This window comes from Pseudonocardia sp. ICBG601 (assembly GCF_020496245.1).
In genome coordinates, this window is sequence record NZ_JAHLJA010000032.1 from 61,690 (window position 1) to 80,444 (window position 18,755).

Here is an 18,755-nt window from a genome sequence, read left to right on the forward strand (position 1 = left end):
TGCGCGGGTGCCGGACATCACCACCTTGATCCTCGACGACCACGCCTGGTTCCGCCGACAGTTCGCAGCCCTGGACGAGCTCCAGGCGCGCGACGCCGACCCCCGTGAGCTCGCCCGCCTCTGGGAGCCGCTCGCCGCGCGCCTCGACGTGCACGCCCTGGCCGAGGAGAAGATCTTCTACCCGCAGCTGCTCGCCCACGGGGAGGACCCGAAGGACGAGACGCTCGACGCCATCGGGGACCACAACGAGATCCGTGACGGCGTGGCGCAGGCCGAACGCAGCCCGGTCGGCAGCGGGCAGTGGTGGGAGGGTGTCTGGGCTGCCCGCCGCGCGAACGACGAGCACATGGGCGAGGAGGAGAACGAGGGCCTCGCCAACTTCCGCCTGAACGCCACCACCGGCCTGCGCGACGCCCTCGGCCAGCAGTTCGCGGAGTTCCTCGACGCCCATCCCACCACCGCGGGTCTCGACAACTCCGACAAGGACCCCGAGAACTACGTCGAGGCGATCCAGGCCGAGATCGACCCGTCCGACCCGACCCGCGACGGGCTCGGCATCGGCAGCCTGAAGGGAAAGTAGACATGGCCGTGCACGACCACCTCATGCGGGAGAAGGCGCCGATCCCCACGACGGCCTGGAAGGCCGTCGACGACGAGGCCCGCGAGCGCCTGACGCCGCTGCTGGCCGGGCGTCGCCTCGCGGACTGGACCGGGACCGCGGGCTGGCAGACGTCCTCGGTCGACCTCGGCCGCTCGCAGCGGCTCGACGGGCCGCCGCCCGGTGTCGCGGGTGCCGGCATCACCGCGCGCCTGCGTCGGGTGCAGCCGTTCGCCGAGTTCCGGGTCCCGTTCACGGTCTCCCGCGACGAGATCGACGACCTGCAGCGCGGCGCGAAGGCCCCGGAGTTCGACGACCTCGCCCGCGCCGCCCGCGCGGCCGCCGCGATCGAGAACCGCGCGATCTTCCACGGCTGGCCCGAGGCCGGCTTCGAGGGCATCGCGGGCGTCTCGCCGTACGACACGGTGGCCCTGGGCGACGACCCCGAGACCTACCCGGGGGCCGTCGCCCGTGCGGTGGACCAGCTGCGCCGCAACGGTATCGAGGGCCCCTACGCGATGGCGATCGCGCCCGAGGGCTACACCCGCATCGTGGAGACCGCCGAGCACGGTGGCTACCCGCTGTTCGAGCACCTGAGCCGGATCCTCGGCGGGCAGATCCTGCGTGCACACGGTCTCGACGGTGCCGTCGTCGTCAGCCAACGCGGCGGGGACTTCCTGCTCGACGTCGGCCAGGACCTGGCGATCGGCTACTCCGACCACGACGCCCGCGAGGTGCACCTCTACCTGGAGGAGAGCTTCACCTTCCGCGCCGTCGAGCCGGACGCGAGCGTGCGCCTGCTCTGACCTGCCGCTCGTCCGCGAGACCGTGCCCCGTCGTCGTCCGGCGGGGCACGGTCGTGTGTCGGGGGACGGGCCCGCACCTCCGTGGCTCCGCGGATCCGCGCTCCGTCGCCGCGCACAACCCGGACGGATTCCTTTCTCCGACAGGTGCATGGGCGGTGGCACCGGTCGCTCGCACGATGGGTGTGTCCCTGCGGTCGGTCCGGCAGCGCGCGGATCCCGCGGCCCCCTCCCGAGTCGGAGATCCTGATGTCCCCAGCTACCGACCGACCGCCGCCCGCGTGGACGTGGGACGACGAGATCGCGACCGCACTACGACTGCGCTTTCAGCAGTGGACCCGGTGCAACTCGTCGGGGCTGGTCGACCAGCTCGAGCAGTACCTGCACCCGGCGTTCCTCTACGTCAGCGTCTTCGGCCGCCGCTACGACCGTGACGGCTACCTGACGCTCGTCCGGAGCCTCGAACCAGGAGCGACCTACATCGTCCATCGAGCCGCGGCCCGGGTGAACGGCCCGATCGCCCAGCTCGACGGCGACTACTTCACCCACTCTGTGACCAACGACGGCGAGGACCTCTCCGCGCACACCCGGTTCACCGCAACCTGGGTTCACGGGAGCGACGGCTGGCGATGCCTCACCCAGCAGGGAACCAGCTACGAACCCGACGAGCACACGCGGGACGAGGTCGCCGCACTTCTCCGCGACCAGCAGGGCCGGTGAGTGGTCCCGCCGAGTGACGTGCCCGCGTCTGGAGGCGATGTACGCCGACGACGAGCACACCCGTGCCGGGAGCAACCGACTCGGTGTGTAGGTGAGTGCCCCCGGCAGGATTCGAACCTGCGACCTAGAGATTAGAAGGCTCTTGCTCTATCCAGCTGAGCTACGAGGGCCGGCCGCCCCGGACCTCGTCCGGTGCGCCCCCACCGTAGCGAGGAGGGCAAGCGATCACAGCTGCGGCTCCGCCGTCACGAACCACCCGATCCGGCCCGTGCGCAGGGCATAGCGCCATCCGACCGGTTGAAGCACACGCCGAACGGGCCTCGCCTGCGACGCTGACGGACCGTGACGTCCATACTGTCCCCATGGTGCTGGGACTGCGATCCGCGCTCGGGTCGGATGTGGGCCGTCGCCGGACGTCGAACCAGGACTCCGGAGCGACGACCGGCCGACTGCTGATCGTGGCCGACGGGATGGGCGGTCACGCCCACGGCGAGATCGCGAGTGCGACGACGGTGTCGGTGTTCACCGAGCTGGAGTCTCGACTCCCGCAGGACCTCACCGACATCGACCTCGCGGCCGAGATGATCGAAGCGCTCAACGACGCCACGGACCGGTTGGCCCGCCGCGCCGCGGACGAGCCGGAGATGCGGGGGATGGGCACGACCGTCGTCTCGCTGCTCCTCACCGGTGACCAGCTCGCGCTCGCCCACATCGGGGACTCCCGGATCTACCTGCTGCGGGACGGCGAGCTGAGCCGGCTCACCCACGACCACACGATGGTCCAGCAGCTCGTCGACCAGGGGCAGATCACCCTCGAGGAGGCGGCGCACCACCCGCGCCGCTCCGTCCTGATGCGCGCGCTGAGCACCGACCACGCGCCGGAACCGGACCTCGACCGTGTCGACATCCTCGTCGGGGACCGCTATCTCCTCTGCTCCGACGGTGTGACCGCCGTGCTCGACGACGACGTCCTGCACCGCGAGCTCGCTTCCGGCGCCGAGCCGGAGCAGGTCGTCGATGAGCTCATCAGGCTCGCCAACGAGGGCGGCGGGCCCGACAACATCACCGCGATCGTCGCCGACGTCGTGGAGGTCGACGACGCCGACGGCCCGGGTCAGGATCTGCGGATCGCCGGGGCCGTCGCCGAGATCGCCACCGCGGACTGATCCTCAGCGCCGGGCCACCACCCGCCGCAACCGGACCGTCCGCAGCGCCGTGCGGTGCGCCGCGAGGTCCGCACGCGCCCGGTCCGGGAGATCGGGCGGGTAGACGCCGGCCGCGCACAGTTCGTCGGCGCCGGCCGACGCTGCGTCCCCGTCGAGGGTGAAGTCGAGACGGTCGTCGGCGAGTACGGCGAAGTCCGCGGCGGCCGCCAGCCACTCCGGGTGCTCGACGGCCGCCCTGTGCCGCCACGCACCACGGACCGCCTTCCGCAACGCGGACCCGTGCCAGCCGAACGACCGCGGCGCCGGCACCAGGACCGAGATGAGCCCGTGCGGTGCGAGGACCCGCCGCAGCTCCGCGAACAGACCGTCGATGTCCCGTAGGTGGGGGAGCAGCATCGGGACGGCGACCCGGTCCACCGACCGGGTCCGTAGGGGGAGCGCCACGGGCGACGCCGTGATCCGGAGGGGTTCACTGTCGCCCGCCTCCACCACGAGCTGCTCGGCGACGACGGTCGCCCGGAACCGACCCGTCGCACCCGGGGTACGGCACCAAGCCGCGGCCGTGAGCTCCGCGCCGGCACGCAGCCGGTGCAGGACGGGCGGGAGGACGTCTCCGTCGGAGTGCACGCGTCGAGTCTCGCGCGGCGACGCACCGGGCCTACGAGGCACCACGACGAACGGCCACCCGCGGTCGACGATCGTGATCACCGCCTGAGCCCGTCGCCCCCGGGGACGACCTCCAGGCCACCGACCGTTTGTCGCGGCCGGACGCCACGACGGACGGTCGAAAAAAATCTTGAAAACAGTTGGCGAGCAGGCAGGCGTGGGACGAACGACGGATGGAGCTCCGGTTCGAACCCCCACCGCGAGCTTCCACTTGCGCGATCGGTGCTGGTCAACCAGTATCCGAGGTGAGCTCGTCAGGGCGACCGTTCGTCGCTCGGCAGGGTCGGGCTCGACCGCGGTGTTGTGCGGCCCGGAGACGGGTTTGCGCAGGTCAGCGGGTGTTTCCGACCCCGGTTTGACGTGCCCGAATCGCATGGCGTAACTTTCTTCCTGTCAGGGAGTGAGCCGGACAGAACGGGCCCTGAGTGGTTCGGTCAACAGGCCCCGCGGACAGCTGACCCCCTGGTGGTTCGCCGAGTTTCTCGGTGTGGTTGTCTTGGTGGGTCGAGGCGATCCGTCTTCAGGATCCCGCTCTCTGTTGGAGGGTGTGGGTGATTGCGGTGCGGGTGTCTTTTGAGAACTCAACAGTGTGTCGAGCTATTTGAATCGGTTTGGCGTTTTGTGCCAAATTGTTTGTTTGGTTGCAGCATTCGGCCTCCGTCGGGTGTTGTGGCTAGTGTTTGTTTGTCAGGGTTTTGTTGGAGAGTTTGATCCTGGCTCAGGACGAACGCTGGCGGCGTGCTTAACACATGCAAGTCGAGCGGTAAGGCCCTTTCGGGGGTACACGAGCGGCGAACGGGTGAGTAACACGTGGGTGACCTGCCCTCCACTCTGGGATAAGCCTGGGAAACTGGGTCTAATACCGGATAGGACCATTGATCGCATGGTTGGTGGTGGAAAGTTTTTTCGGTGGGGGATGGGCCCGCGGCCTATCAGCTTGTTGGTGGGGTGATGGCCTACCAAGGCGGTGACGGGTAGCCGGCCTGAGAGGGCGACCGGCCACACTGGGACTGAGACACGGCCCAGACTCCTACGGGAGGCAGCAGTGGGGAATATTGCGCAATGGGCGGAAGCCTGACGCAGCGACGCCGCGTGGGGGATGACGGCCTTCGGGTTGTAAACCTCTTTCGTCAGGGACGAAGAGTGATTGACGGTACCTGGAGAAGAAGCACCGGCCAACTACGTGCCAGCAGCCGCGGTAACACGTAGGGTGCGAGCGTTGTCCGGAATTATTGGGCGTAAAGAGCTCGTAGGCGGTGTGTCGCGTCGGCCGTGAAAACTTGGGGCTTAACTCTGAGCGTGCGGTCGATACGGGCATCACTTGAGTTCGGCAGGGGAGACTGGAATTCCTGGTGTAGCGGTGAAATGCGCAGATATCAGGAGGAACACCGGTGGCGAAGGCGGGTCTCTGGGCCGATACTGACGCTGAGGAGCGAAAGCGTGGGGAGCGAACAGGATTAGATACCCTGGTAGTCCACGCCGTAAACGTTGGGCGCTAGGTGTGGGGACCATTCCACGGTTTCTGTGCCGCAGCTAACGCATTAAGCGCCCCGCCTGGGGAGTACGGCCGCAAGGCTAAAACTCAAAGGAATTGACGGGGGCCCGCACAAGCGGCGGAGCATGTGGATTAATTCGATGCAACGCGAAGAACCTTACCTGGGTTTGACATGCACCAGACATCCCTAGAGATAGGGCTTCCCTTGTGGTTGGTGTGCAGGTGGTGCATGGCTGTCGTCAGCTCGTGTCGTGAGATGTTGGGTTAAGTCCCGCAACGAGCGCAACCCTTGTTCCATGTTGCCAGCACGTTATGGTGGGGACTCATGGGAGACTGCCGGGGTCAACTCGGAGGAAGGTGGGGATGACGTCAAGTCATCATGCCCCTTATGTCCAGGGCTTCACACATGCTACAATGGCTCATACAGAGGGCTGCGAGACCGTGAGGTGGAGCGAATCCCTTAAAGTGAGTCTCAGTTCGGATCGGGGTCTGCAACTCGACCCCGTGAAGTTGGAGTCGCTAGTAATCGCAGATCAGCAACGCTGCGGTGAATACGTTCCCGGGCCTTGTACACACCGCCCGTCACGTCACGAAAGTTGGTAACACCCGAAGCCGGCGGCCCAACCCTTGTGGAGGGAGCTGTCGAAGGTGGGACTGGCGATTGGGACGAAGTCGTAACAAGGTAGCCGTACCGGAAGGTGCGGCTGGATCACCTCCTTTCTAAGGAGTCCCATCATGTGATGGGGCACCACATGGCTTCACAGGGTTTTGCTCTGTGGGTTTCTGTGGTTCCTTCATTGAATCGCGCCATCAACTCCGTCTGTGGGTTGGGTGCGTTGGGTGGAACGCAGTTCGTTGGGCCGGTTTGGCTTGGCACACTGTTGGGTCCTGAGGAGACACCTGGTGAACGGGTTGTTTTCTTTGGCCGCTCTGGTCGGGGGCTTCCTAACGCCTGCTTGTGGTGGGTGGTGGTTGTTTCTTGGTTGGGTGTGGTTGTGGGTTGAGTGTTGCATAGTGGATGCGAGCATCTTGTTGTGGTCAAGTTGTTAAGAGCACATGGTGGATGCCTGGGCATCAGGAGCCGATGAAGGACGTGGGAGGCCGCGATAGGCCTCGGGGAGCTGTCAACCGAGCTGTGATCCGAGGGTGTCCGAATGGGGAAACCCAGCGCCCGTCATGGGGCGTTACCCGTACCTGAATTCATAGGGTGCGTGGAGGGAACGTGGGGAAGTGAAACATCTCAGTACCCACAGGAAGAGAAAACAATAGTGATTCCGTGAGTAGTGGCGAGCGAAAGCGGATGAGGCTAAACCGTGTCCGTGTCAAGCCGGCAGGCGTTGCGGGTGCGGGGTTGTGAGGCGTGTCGTTCATCTTCTGCCGAGGGTGGGACAACGAGAACCGGTGTTAGCGGAACGATTCTGGGATGGTCGGCCGTAGTGGGTGATAGCCCCGTACGCGAAAATGTTTGGTTCTGTTGTGGGCATTGTTCTCGAGTAGCAGCGAGCCCGTGAAATTCGCTGTGAATCTGGCGGGACCACCCGTCAAGCCTAAATACTACCTGGTGACCGATAGGGGACAAGTACCGTGAGGGAAAGGTGAAAAGTACCCCGGGAGGGGAGTGAAATAGTACCTGAAACCGTGTGCTTACAAGCCGTCAGAGCCTTTCGGGGTGATGGCGTGCCTTTTGAAGAATGAGCCTGCGAGTTATGCTTCGTGGCGAGGTTAACTTGTGTGGGGTAGCCGTAGCGAAAGCGAGTCCGAATAGGGCGGTTGAGTCGCGGGGTGTAGACCCGAAGCGGAGTGATCTACCCATGGCCAGGGTGAAGCGTCGGTAAGACGTCGTGGAGGCCCGAACCCACCAGGGTTGAAAACCTGGGGGATGAGCTGTGGGTAGGGGTGAAAGGCCAATCAAACTTCGTGATAGCTGGTTCTCCCCGAAATGCATTTAGGTGCAGCGTCGTGTGTTTCTCGCCGGAGGTAGAGCACTGGATGGCCTAGGGGGCCGACAAGCTTACCGAAGTCAGCCAAACTCCGAATGCCGGTGAGTGTAGAGCGCGGCAGTGAGACTGCGGGGGATAAGCTTCGTGGTCGAGAGGGAAACAGCCCAGATCACCGGCTAAGGCCCCTAAGCGTGCGCTAAGTGGGAAAGGATGTGGGATCGCCCGGACAACCAGGAGGTTGGCTTAGAAGCAGCCACCCTTGAAAGAGTGCGTAATAGCTCACTGGTCAAGTGGTCCTGCGCCGACAATGTAGCGGGGCTCAAGCGCACCGCCGAAGCCGTGGCAATGACATCTTTGTGGTGTTGTTGGGTAGGGGAGCGTCCTGCGTCTGGTGAAGCCCGGGAGTGATTTACGGGTGGAGGGTGTGGGAGTGAGAATGCAGGCATGAGTAGCGAATGCAGAGTGAGAATCTCTGCCGCCGGATGACCAAGGGTTCCTGGGCCAGGTTGTTCCGCCCAGGGTGAGCCGGGACCTAAGGCGAGGCCGTCAGGCGTAGTCGATGGACAACGGGTTGATATTCCCGTGCTCGTGATAGTGCGTCCATGCCGAGGCTGGTGATGCTAACCATCCGAACCCACCTTCGCTCCTTCGGGAGTGTTGTTTGTGGGGGAGCGTGGGATCCGATCTGGTAGTAGGCAAGTGATGGGGTGACGCAGGAGGGTAGCTCCGCCACGCGGTGGTTGTCGTGGTGTAAGCCTGTAGCCTGATCTCCTAGGTAAATCCGGGGGTCGTGAAGGGTGAGAGGTGATGCGTAGCCGATTGAGGCGAAGAGGGTGATCCCATGCTGTCGAGAAAAGCCTCTAGCGAGTGCTGTTGCGGCCCGTACCCCAAACCGACACAGGTGGTCAGGTAGAGAATACCGAGGCGATCGAGCGAACTGTGGTTAAGGAATTCGGCAAAATACCTCCGTAACTTCGGGAGAAGGAGGGCCGGTTGTCTTGATGCCCTGTGCGGGCTAGGGATGGCCGGTCGCAGAGACCAGGCCCAAGCGACTGTTTACTAAAAACACAGGTCCGTGCGAAGTCGCAAGACGATGTATACGGACTGACGCCTGCCCGGTGCTGGAACGTTAAGAGGACCTGTTAGTCCCTTTCGGGGCGAAGCGGAGAATTTAAGCGCCAGTAAACGGCGGTGGTAACTATAACCATCCTAAGGTAGCGAAATTCCTTGTCGGGTAAGTTCCGACCTGCACGAATGGCGTAACGACTTGGGCGCTGTCTCGACCACAGACTCGGCGAAATTGCACTACGAGTAAAGATGCTCGTTACGCGCGGCAGGACGGAAAGACCCCGGGACCTTTACTATAGCTTGGTATTGGTGCTCGGTTCGGCTTGTGTAGGATAGGTGGGAGACTGTGAAGCTATCACGCCAGTGGTGGTGGAGTCGTTGTTGAAATACCACTCTGGTCGAATTGGGTGTCTTAACCTCGGGCCATGATCTGGTTCAGGGACAGTGCCTGGTGGGTAGTTTAACTGGGGCGGTTGCCTCCCAAAGAGTAACGGAGGCGCCCAAAGGTTCCCTCAGCCTGGTTGGCAATCAGGTGTTGAGTGTAAGTGCACAAGGGAGCTTGACTGTGAGACTGACGGGTCGAGCAGGGACGAAAGTCGGGACTAGTGATCCGGCACCACCTTGTGGAAGGGGTGTCGCTCAACGGATAAAAGGTACCCCGGGGATAACAGGCTGATCTTGCCCAAGAGTCCATATCGACGGCATGGTTTGGCACCTCGATGTCGGCTCGTCGCATCCTGGGGCTGGAGTAGGTCCCAAGGGTTGGGCTGTTCGCCCATTAAAGCGGTACGCGAGCTGGGTTTAGAACGTCGTGAGACAGTTCGGTCCCTATCCGCCGCGCGCGTTGGAGACTTGAGGAAGGCTGTCCCTAGTACGAGAGGACCGGGACGGACGAACCTCTGGTGTGCCAGTTGTCCCGCCAGGGGCACGGCTGGTTGGCTATGTTCGGGAGGGATAACCGCTGAAGGCATCTAAGCGGGAAGCCTGTTCCAAGATGAGGTCTCCCACCACCTTTGAGTGGGTAAGGCTCCCAGGAGATGACTGGGTTGATAGGCCGGAGATGGAAGCCCTGTGAGGGGTGGAGTTGACCGGTACTAATAGGCCGAGGGCTTGCCACAACGAGTTGTTCGCATCCACTGTGTGACCCTGAGCCCACAACCCTGTGCGGGTTGTGTGTTCGTAGGTCCCCCCATGTTTGTGTGGGGGTTTGTTGAATAGTGTTGTCGGTGGTCATTGCGGTAGGGGAACGCCCGGTCCCATTCCGAACCCGGTAGCTAAGCCTTCCAGCGCCGATGGTACTGTACTCGCCAGGGTGTGGGAGAGTAGGTCGCCGCCGACATTCAACATGAACTGGAAACGCCCCGGACTTCATTGTCCGGGGCGTTTCCTGTTTTCTGGGCTCTGTTCCGGTCGGCTCTTCGTAGGCTGCCAGGGCACGACAGCGCTGCCCACAGTGCGGCCGGCGGGGTGCGGGGCGTTGTGTGCCTGTGCTCGGGGCCCCGCTTTCGGTTGTGGAGTCGCACCCTCCCCGTCCCGCCCCCTCCCGTCCCGTTCTGTTCTGCGCCGGCTGTGAGCCGGGCGGGGCACGTTGCACAGGTTTCTGCGACCTCGCATCTGCTGCAGGGGCTGCGACGTCGTAGGACGGTGTGCGAGGTCGAACGCACCCGCGGCGATAGACGAGGCGCGGTAAGGCAGGGCGATGCGGGGTGAGAGTGGGCGTGGACTCGGCCTGGGGCCGGGGCCCCGGCGACCCCCGGTCCGCCGATGACGCTGCTCCGCCGATGACGCTGCTCCGTCGCGACTCGCACCGTCGATAAGACGTGACCCTGCACCACCGGCTAGCCCGCGACTCTCCACCACCGGCGAGAGAGCACGCCAGGGCCAATAAGGCACACACAGGCGGAGTCTCGCTTGTGAGGACACCCAGTCGGCCGGGAACAACCGCCGCCTGCAACGTCAGCTACCCCCGCCAGCAACACCAGCCACCTCCGGCGGCAACACCAGCCACCAAAGCTGTCAGGCCCGAGTTGCACAGGTAGTCAGGGGTCGTGAGCCGTCGGTGCTGGTCAGCTGGCTGCTTGATCGGGATCTGGGGCACTAATCGGTAGTCTCGGGTAGTGCCGTTCGTTCGGAAGGCGCCGGTGAGCGATCCCTTGTGGTCGGCCGGCTCCATCGCCAGGGCCACCACCGGGCCCGGTCGTAGCGCAGCTCCGTGACGTGCCCCGTCAGTGCAATACCGGGGGATCGCACCGGGTGCTCCGCTGATCCTTGGCATCTCAGTTCTGTGCGGACAGTGGCTCTCGTCCGGCGCGACCGGATCATGAGGGTGGTGGACGTGCGACGGTGCCTGCTCCGATGGAGCGCCGCGGTCCCCGAGTTCTTCCGGTTCACAGGCGACCTGCGACGTGAGGATTCCGTGCGGCTGTCGTCGTCGCTGCTCACGGGAGTGTCGGCCACCACGCTGGACACGTCGGGGTAGGCGAGAGGCCAGGGCAGGCACAGCGGCCCGACAATCTCCGTGGCTCCGTCCAGATGGGATGGCCACTCATCCCCAATGGGCGCAGTTGTCCACAGACAGCGAAGCGACCCCGTTGACGGGGCGTGGGCGGGTGAAGCTCATGGGGACAACGCACCCGAGAGCTCCGGAGGATCCGATGAGCGACAACACCGCCACCATCGTCGGCAACCTGACCCGCACCCCCGTCCTGCGCTACACCGCGAACAACATCCCGGTCACGGACCTGATGGTCGCGGTGAACCACCGACGCAAGGACCCGATGACCGAGCAGTGGCGCGACGTCACCTGCACCTACTACACGGTGACGTGCTGGCGGACCCTGGCAGAGCACGCGGTACGGACCTTCGAGAAGGGGCACCGCGTCATCGTCATCGGCCGGATGTACGTCGAGGAGTGGACGGGCCGGGAGGGCGACGTCCGTCAGAGCATCCGGATCGAGCCGTCGAGCGTCGGGCTCGACATCCGCTTCTCCCCGGCGGCCGTCGCGCCGCGTCCGTCGGTGCAGGCAGGTCCGTCGGTTCCGGCGGTCCGCGACACCGACGATGCCGTCTCCCGGTGGGGAGTCCCGCCGACCGAGGCGCCGGACCACGACGGGTACGACGACGAGCCGGACGAGGCGGAGAGTGCGGAGATCGAGGAGCTCGCGCGGCTGACGACCGCACCGGCCTCGAGCGGCTGAGCCGGCCCGATCTACCATCGCATCGTGGCGGATTTGATTTACACGATGCGGAACGTGCGTAAGGCGCACGGCGACAAGGTCATCCTGGAGAACGCGTCGATCAGCTTCCTGCCGGGGGCGAAGATCGGTGTCGTGGGCCCCAACGGGGCCGGGAAGTCGACCGTCCTCAAGATCATGGCAGGGCTGGAGAACCCGAACAACGGCGACGCGTTCCTCAAGCCCGGCGCGACGGTCGGCATCCTCCAGCAGGAGCCCCCGCTCAACGAGGAGAAGACCGTCCTCGGGAACGTCGAGGAGGGCCTCGGCGACGTGAAGGTCAAGCTCGACCGGTACAACGCGATCGCCGAGGAGATGGCGACCAACTACACCGACGAGCTGATGGAGGAGATGGGTCAGCTCCAGGAGGAGCTCGACCACGCCGACGCGTGGGAGATCGACTCCCAGCTCGAGCAGGCGATGGACGCGCTGCGTTGCCCGCCCGGGGACGCCCAGGTCACCCACCTCTCCGGTGGTGAGCGCCGGCGCGTCGCGCTGTGCAAGCTGCTGCTGTCCCAGCCCGACCTTCTCCTGCTCGACGAGCCCACCAACCACCTCGACGCCGAGAGCGTCCTGTGGCTCGAGCAGTTCCTCGCGAGCTACCCGGGCGCCGTCCTCGCGGTCACCCACGACCGGTACTTCCTGGACAACGTCGCGGGCTGGATCCTCGAGCTCGACCGGGGACGCACCTTCCCCTACGAGGGCAACTACTCCACCTACCTGGAGAAGAAGGCCGAGCGTCTCGCCGTCCAGGGCAAGAAGGACGCCAAGCTCCAGAAGCGGCTGAAGGAGGAGCTGGCCTGGGTCCGCTCCAACCCGAAGGCGCGTCAGGCGAAGAGCCGCTCGCGGCTCGACCGCTACGAGGAGATGGCGACCGAGGCCGAGCGGCACAAGAAGCTCGACTTCGAGGAGATCCAGATCCCGCCGGGCCCGCGTCTGGGCAGCCAGGTCGTCGAGGCCTCCCACCTCGACAAGGGCTTCGACGGCCGCCAGCTGATCAAGGACCTCTCCTTCACGCTGCCGCGCAACGGCATCGTCGGTGTGATCGGTCCGAACGGTGTCGGCAAGACGACGCTGTTCAAGACGATCGTCGGGCTGGAGCACCCGGACTCCGGCGAGGTCAAGATCGGCGACACGGTCAAGCTGTCCTACGTCGACCAGAACCGCGGCGGCATCGACCCGAAGAAGACCGTCTTCGAGGTCGTCTCCGACGGACTCGACTACATCCAGGTCGGCAACACCGAGATGCCGTCGCGCGCCTACGTCGCTGCGTTCGGGTTCAAGGGCCCGGACCAGCAGAAGCCGGCCGGGGTCCTGTCCGGCGGTGAGCGCAACCGGCTCAACCTGGCGCTGACGCTCAAGCAGGGCGGCAACCTGATCCTGCTCGACGAGCCGACGAATGACCTGGACGTCGAGACCCTCGGTTCGCTGGAGAACGCGCTCGAGCAGTTCCCCGGCTGCGCCGTGGTCATCTCCCACGACCGCTGGTTCCTCGACCGGACCTGCACGCACATCCTGGCGTGGGAGGGCACCGACGAGAACCCGGCCGCGTGGTTCTGGTTCGAGGGCAACTTCGAGGCCTACGAGAAGAACAAGGTGGAGCGGCTCGGCGCGGAGGCGGCGCGCCCGCACCGGGTCACCCACCGTAAGCTCACCCGCGACTGATCACCGCCCGGTCCGGACCTCGCCATCCGGTCGGTCCGGTCCCCGGAGACGGGTGACCGGCTCAGAGCGTGTTTGGAAATTCTAGTGGGTTGAGGGTGTCGTGTGTTTCTGCTGGCGGGTGGCGGGGTATCCACGGGCGATGCGGCGGGTGATGGTGTTGATCGCGGCCCAGCGGATCATGGCTTCGGATGTGGTGGGGTGGCGTTCGTAGTCTCGGGCCAGGCGTCGGTGTGCGGTGAGCCAGGCCAGGGTCCGTTCGACCACCCACCTTCGTGGGAGGACGGTGAATCCGCGCTGCTCGGGTGGCTTGCGGATGATCTCGATCGTTGTCTGCAGGATCGTGGCGGCCCAGTCGAGCAGTCGCCCGGCGAAGCCGGCGTCGGCGTAGACGAACCGCACCCTGGTGCGCAGGTAGAGGTTGAGCAGGATCGGCTTGGCGCCGTCGCGGTCCTGTGCCGAGGCCGAGCACACCATCGTGGTCAGCAGCAGACCGAGGGTGTCGGTCACGATGAACCGTTTCCGTCCGCCTGTCTTCTTCCCGGCGTCGTAGCCGCGGGAGTCCTGGCCGACGGTGTCGGCGCCCTTGACCGACTGGGAATCGATGATCCCCGCACTCGGCTCCGGATCACGGCCCTCGGCGATACGTAACTGCCCCCGCACGACCGGGAGGATCTTCTCGGTGACCTTCTGCTGTTCCCACTGGTTGAAGTACCAGTAGACGGTCTGCCAGGGCGGGAAGTCCACCGGCAACGCCCGCCAGGCACACCCGGTCCGCACGACATACAAGATCGCGTCCAGCACGTCCCGACGAGCATGAGCAACAGGCCGCCCCCGCCGCGCGAGCGGCGGTAACAACGGCTCGATCACCACCCACTGGGCATCACTGGTGTCCGAGGGGTACCGGCGCGGTCGTTCCTGCATGCCGACCACGATGGAGCACCCCAGCCGTGTCGACCATCCCGACACACCCACCATTTCCAAACACGCTCTCACCGGGAGGTCCGGACGGTGGTGTCACTCACGGGAGGCGATGTGACGTTCGACCTGGGAGGTCGGGCCGCCGGCGCGACGACGGCCGAGCTGCGCACAGCGGCGGCCCTGCGCTGGCAGCGGCCGCTGCTCACCGCGGAGCTGGCCGAGCAGGCGTGCGGGCGAGCCGTCGCAGACGGTGACGATCTGCGCTGGCTGCAGGCTGCGGGCTGGCTGCTCGACGGCCACGCCGCCGGTGGGGACGCCCGTGACGTCGCCACCGCCGTCGTCGCCGGGGTGACCGGTCACGTCACCGCGGGTGACACCACGGTCCCGGTCCCCCTCCGCGCGCCCGTACCGAAGTGCTCACCCGCCCCGAGGGCGCTCGTCTGCGGGTGGAGCTGGCGGGGGTCGCCCAGGCCGACGGTGAGCTCGAGGCGGCCCGGGCACTCGTCGTCGGACTGCCGGACGACGCACCGGGCGAGGACCCGGGGCTGCTGCGCCTCGACCGGCTCGCGGTCGAGGTGCGCTGCGCACTGGCCGGAGCCTCCGCCGCCGAACTCGAGCGGCTGCGCAGCGACGTCGACTCCTGCGGGTCCGGCTTCGGTGGTGAGCCCGCGGCGTACGCGGACCTCGTCGTCGGATCGGTCCACCGGGCGCGGCGCGAACACGACGCCGCCGTCGACCGCGCGCTGCGCGGCCTGGCCCAGCTCGGCTGGACACCGGAACGGCCCGGGGCCCGCCCCCTGTCGACCCACCTCGCTGCGGCGCTGCTCAGCCAATGGATCACTGCGCTGCTCGACTCCGGGCACGTCCCGGCCGATGCGGTCGCCGCGGCCGCCGCACAGCGCGATGCCGCGGACGCCGGCCGTCAGGGCGTTCTGCTGCGGCTCACGCTCGCCCGGGTGCAGGCGGGCCGTGCGGACCTCGCCGCCCGCGCCCTGGTGGAGGCCGCTGACGGCGCCGAACAGGCGGGCGTCCCCGCGCTGGTCGCGGCCTGCCGTACCGCCCAGTCCGAGCTGCACGAGGGCTCGGGCCGGTACCGCGATGCCCTCGAGGCGATGCGGGCCGCGATGGAGGCCGACCAGATCGATCGCGACCGCGGCACGCGCTTCCGCGCCGCGATGGCGGCGTTGCTGCCGCTCGCGGACGTCCTCACCACCGCCGAGCGGCCCACCCCGTTCCCGCGCACGGGCGGAGTGCCAGCCGCGTCCGCGGAGCGTTCGGCTGCCACCGGAGGCACCGTCGCCGGGGCCCCGAGCGGTGGGCCCGGTGCCGGGGCCCGGGAGGACGCAGGTCGCGGTGCGTCGGAGCGCGGTCTCGCCGGGACCGGCTCCGGCAGGGCCGTGTCGCCGTCCGGAAGGGACGAGCGGGCTGGGGACGACCGGTCCACCGGGACGCCGGTCGGGGACCAACCGGTCGGCGCGAGGGTCGGGACCGACCGGCCCGCCGGAATCGGACCCACCGAGTCCGACCACGGCGGTCCTGCCGGCGACCGGCCCGGGGAGGACCGCTCCACCGGCACGCCGAGCAGGGACGACCGTTCGGGCGGCGCCAGGGACGACGGGCCGGCCCGGCCCGGGGACGACGACGCCGCGGGACCCGGGGATGCGAACGGCCGTCCGGCGAACGACCTGCCCGGACGCTTCCCGCTGCGCTGGGCGCCCTCGGCGAGCCTGCTCCTGGGCCCCGGCACGGCGAACGGTCCCGGACCGGCTGATCCGTCGCGCGACGACCGCGCCGTGGACCGGTCCGCCGGCGCGAACCGGAACGGTCGCGGTACCGGCGACGCCGGCGTCGCACCAGGTACGTCGTCGGCGACCGGTGCGCCGGACACGACGATCCCGGACACGACGATCCCCGCGGACACGACGATCCCCGCGGACACGACGATCCCCGGGGACACGACGGGTCTCGCGGACACGACGGGCCCCGCGGAGACGGCTGCCGCGCCGGACACCACGGACCCCGCGGAGACGGTCGGCCCGCCGAACACCACCGGGCACCCGGGGACAGCCCGTCCGGACACGACGAGCAGCACGGAGCCGACCGGACCCGACCCTGCGGGCCCTGCGGAGGCAGCCGGGGCAGCCGACCGTGGGGTCGACGGCACCACGAGCAGCGGCCGCGAACGACCCACGGGCATCGACCCCGCCGACCCGCTGGGTATCTCCGGTCTCCTCACGGACGAGCCGGCGTCGACGGCACCTCGGGATCCCTCGTGGACCGGTCCGTCGTGGACCCCCGACGCGGCAGGTGGCTCACCGCTCGCCGACGCCCTCCTGGCCGAGTGGCGCACCCCCGAGCCGCCTCCCGCCGCGCCCCGCAACGGGTCCCACGTCCCGGCCGAGTCCGGACGACGGAACGGAACACGACGCAACGGGGCCCACCGGTCCGGTGAGGACCACGGCGCGGATGGCGCGGACGACCCAGGCCGCGCCGGCGACCACCGGAACGGCTCTCCCGTTCCGGAGCCGACCGTCGTCGCCGATCGGGCGGCGCCCGAGCCGCCCCCCGCCGACGCCGGCACGCGCACCGATCAGGGGAGCGGGCGCGCTGGGGGCCGTGCTCCGGAGACGGGCCGGGCTGCGACCCCGGCCGCCCCTGCGACCCCGACCGGGCCACCGGGGCCGGCGGAGCGGTCGATCGTCCTCGACCTCGTCGACGGCGATCTCGAGACGATCACCGGTACGGCGGCGGTGGGGGCCCTGCACGACGTGGTCGTCCGGACCCGCCGGCTGGTTCCGCCGTCGGGGACCACACGTCGCGACGACGACACGGTGCGGGTCACCCTGCCCGACGTCGACCACGTCACCGTCCTGCTCTGGGCACGGTCGCTCGCGACGCACCTCAGCGCCCGCGTACGCCGCGGCGGGCTGCCGGCGGGGACGTCCCTGCGGGTGCAGGCCGTCGGCCCGCACGGTGTCGAGGGCGGGGAGATCGTCACCGAGCTGACCGGGCCGGACACACCGGCGCCCCTCCCCGAAGCCTCCTCGTTCCGGGACCGGGCCGACGGACACTCCGGCACGACACAGAACGCCGAGGCGGACCGGTCGGACGGCGGCGGGTCGTCGGCCCCGGAGCCGGTCGCCGGGCCGGCACTGGCCACGCCGCTGGACCTGACCGGCGGAGGCGCGGACCGGGGTGGGCGTCGACGGGCCGGTGGTGACGCGGCGACGTCGTTGAGCGCCGTCGGTCTCACCGTCCGGCCCGGGAGCGGCGGGCGGCGGCGCTCCGACGGACCCGTCGGGAGCCCGACGCCCCCCGACCGGACCGCCCGGGACCTGGCCGGCCCTGACCCCGGTGGTCCGGATCGTCCCTCCGGGAGCGCCGCGGAGCCGCGCCCCTCCGCCGGGGACGACAACGTCCGGGCCCCGTCCGGCCGCGGTGCGGCGGGCACGGACTCCACCGACCCGGAGAGGACCACGACGTCACAGGTGTGGGGCGGTTCCGCCCCGGTGGACCGCACGTCGGCACCGGACCCGCTGGACACCCGGTTCGCGCTGCCCCCGGAACCGGACCGACGCCTCGCCGAGGCCGTTCGGGCCCACCTCGACCTCCCCGGGACGGACGGCGCCGCCTCCCGGCACGACGGCCCGGCCCGGGAGCGTTCCGGCCTGCCGGTGCGGTGGTCCGGGGTCGACGACGGGGCGGGGGAGTCCGCGCTGCCCCGTCGTCGTGGGCGGGACGCCACTCCGCCGGCCGACGACGGACACGACGGGACCGCAGGACTGTTCGACGGGAACGGGACCGCCTCCGTCCGGGGCGGTGGCCACCAGCACGACAGTGCTGCGCACGGTGCGTCCGGGAAGCCCGACGGGAGCGGCGCGGGGACCTGGACACTGCGTTCCGCGGCCGGACCGACCGTCGTGCGGGGCGCGCCGGACATCGTCGCTCCGGGGACCGACGACGGCGCCGCCACGAGCGGACCGTCCACCACGAGCGGACCGACCCCCGTGAACGGCCCGGGCACCGCCAGCGGATCCACCACCGCGAACGGTCCGGCGACCGATCCGCAGCACGGCGAAGCGGGAACCCCCGCGACCTGGGACGACGCGCGATCCGCGACAGCCGAACACACGGGTGCGACGGAGCCGGGGACGACCGAGTATCCGGGGACGACGGAGCACTCGGGGACGACCGAGCGGCCGGAAACGACAGGACGCCCGGGAACGACAGAACGCCCGGGAACGACGTCGTCATCGACGGACGAGACGCCGGGCTCCCCGGCGACACCTGCCCCGTCCGAGCCCGGCGCGATCCCCGAGGACATGGGCCTCGCCGATCTCCTCGCCGGGGCCCTCGCGGCCTACCGCGAGATCTGACCGGACGCGGGGAACCGCTCGTCCGGTCGTCGCGGGCGCGACCGTCGGCGGTCCGCCGGTGGCGTCGGTACCGCGGGATAGGGTGACTGCCGTCAGCACACGCACGG

The 18,755-nt window shown here is 68.0% G+C and carries 9 protein-coding genes, 1 tRNA gene, 3 rRNA genes and 1 pseudogene; 10 read left to right on the top strand and 4 right to left on the bottom strand.

All coding sequences use genetic code 11. From position 1 onward, the window contains the following. Positions 1 to 7: 7 nt before the first annotated feature. The 3 genes from KPL57_RS11900 (at position 8) to KPL57_RS11910 (ending at position 2,121) form a co-directional block, all read left to right on the top strand. Complete coding sequence (locus KPL57_RS11900) at positions 8 to 580, top strand: hemerythrin domain-containing protein (protein ID WP_226351636.1); 573 nt, start codon at positions 8 to 10, stop codon at positions 578 to 580. A 2-nt stretch (positions 581 to 582) separates the two neighbouring features. After that, complete coding sequence (locus KPL57_RS11905) at positions 583 to 1,404, top strand: family 1 encapsulin nanocompartment shell protein (protein WP_226351637.1); 822 nt, start codon at positions 583 to 585, stop codon at positions 1,402 to 1,404. Positions 1,405 to 1,650: 246 nt separating this feature from the next. Next, positions 1,651 to 2,121, top strand: a complete 471-nt coding sequence (locus KPL57_RS11910) for a nuclear transport factor 2 family protein (protein ID WP_226351638.1) — start codon at positions 1,651 to 1,653, stop codon at positions 2,119 to 2,121. 96 nt (positions 2,122 to 2,217) lie between these two features. Here KPL57_RS11910 and KPL57_RS11915 read toward each other — a convergent pair. Next, positions 2,218 to 2,291: transfer RNA gene (locus KPL57_RS11915), tRNA-Arg, on the bottom strand. Between the two features lie 192 nt (positions 2,292 to 2,483). Here KPL57_RS11915 and KPL57_RS11920 point away from each other — a divergent pair. Beyond that, positions 2,484 to 3,287 (top strand): PP2C family serine/threonine-protein phosphatase, encoded by an 804-nt coding sequence (locus KPL57_RS11920; protein WP_020624704.1) that lies wholly within the window; start codon positions 2,484 to 2,486, stop codon positions 3,285 to 3,287. 3 nt (positions 3,288 to 3,290) lie between these two features. On the opposite strand, the gene KPL57_RS69605 is transcribed toward KPL57_RS11920, so the two are convergent. After that, the gene (locus KPL57_RS69605; protein WP_226351639.1) at positions 3,291 to 3,914 is read right to left on the bottom strand and encodes a methyltransferase domain-containing protein; all 624 of its coding nucleotides are present in this window, start codon (positions 3,912 to 3,914) and stop codon (positions 3,291 to 3,293) included. Between the two features lie 734 nt (positions 3,915 to 4,648). On the opposite strand from KPL57_RS69605, the gene KPL57_RS11930 reads away from it, so the two are divergent. The 5 genes from KPL57_RS11930 to ettA all read left to right on the top strand — a co-directional run bounded on the left by KPL57_RS11930 (position 4,649) and on the right by ettA (position 13,354). Next, positions 4,649 to 6,168 (top strand): 16S ribosomal RNA (locus tag KPL57_RS11930). Between the two features lie 316 nt (positions 6,169 to 6,484). Further along, positions 6,485 to 9,574 (top strand): 23S ribosomal RNA (locus tag KPL57_RS11935). Positions 9,575 to 9,678: 104 nt separating this feature from the next. Next, a 5S ribosomal RNA gene (gene rrf / locus KPL57_RS11940) occupies positions 9,679 to 9,795 on the top strand. Together the 16S, 23S and 5S rRNA genes form the textbook arrangement of a ribosomal RNA operon. A gap of 1,315 nt (positions 9,796 to 11,110) precedes the next feature. After that, on the top strand, positions 11,111 to 11,653 hold the full coding sequence (locus tag KPL57_RS11945) for a single-stranded DNA-binding protein (RefSeq protein ID WP_226351640.1): 543 nt from the start codon (positions 11,111 to 11,113) through the stop codon (positions 11,651 to 11,653). Positions 11,654 to 11,677: 24 nt separating this feature from the next. Next, complete coding sequence (gene ettA / locus KPL57_RS11950) at positions 11,678 to 13,354, top strand: energy-dependent translational throttle protein EttA (RefSeq protein WP_075307698.1); 1,677 nt, start codon at positions 11,678 to 11,680, stop codon at positions 13,352 to 13,354. A gap of 65 nt (positions 13,355 to 13,419) precedes the next feature. Here ettA and KPL57_RS11955 read toward each other — a convergent pair. Further along, positions 13,420 to 14,329: pseudogene (locus KPL57_RS11955) on the bottom strand (IS5 family transposase); the annotation flags it as partial. A 39-nt stretch (positions 14,330 to 14,368) separates the two neighbouring features. Continuing rightward, the gene (locus KPL57_RS11960; RefSeq protein ID WP_226351641.1) at positions 14,369 to 14,632 is read right to left on the bottom strand and encodes a hypothetical protein; all 264 of its coding nucleotides are present in this window, start codon (positions 14,630 to 14,632) and stop codon (positions 14,369 to 14,371) included. A 53-nt stretch (positions 14,633 to 14,685) separates the two neighbouring features. Here KPL57_RS11960 and KPL57_RS11965 point away from each other — a divergent pair, with 53 nt between their 5' ends. After that, positions 14,686 to 18,648, top strand: a complete 3,963-nt coding sequence (locus KPL57_RS11965; protein ID WP_226351642.1) for a hypothetical protein — start codon at positions 14,686 to 14,688, stop codon at positions 18,646 to 18,648. Positions 18,649 to 18,755: the final 107 nt, after the last annotated feature.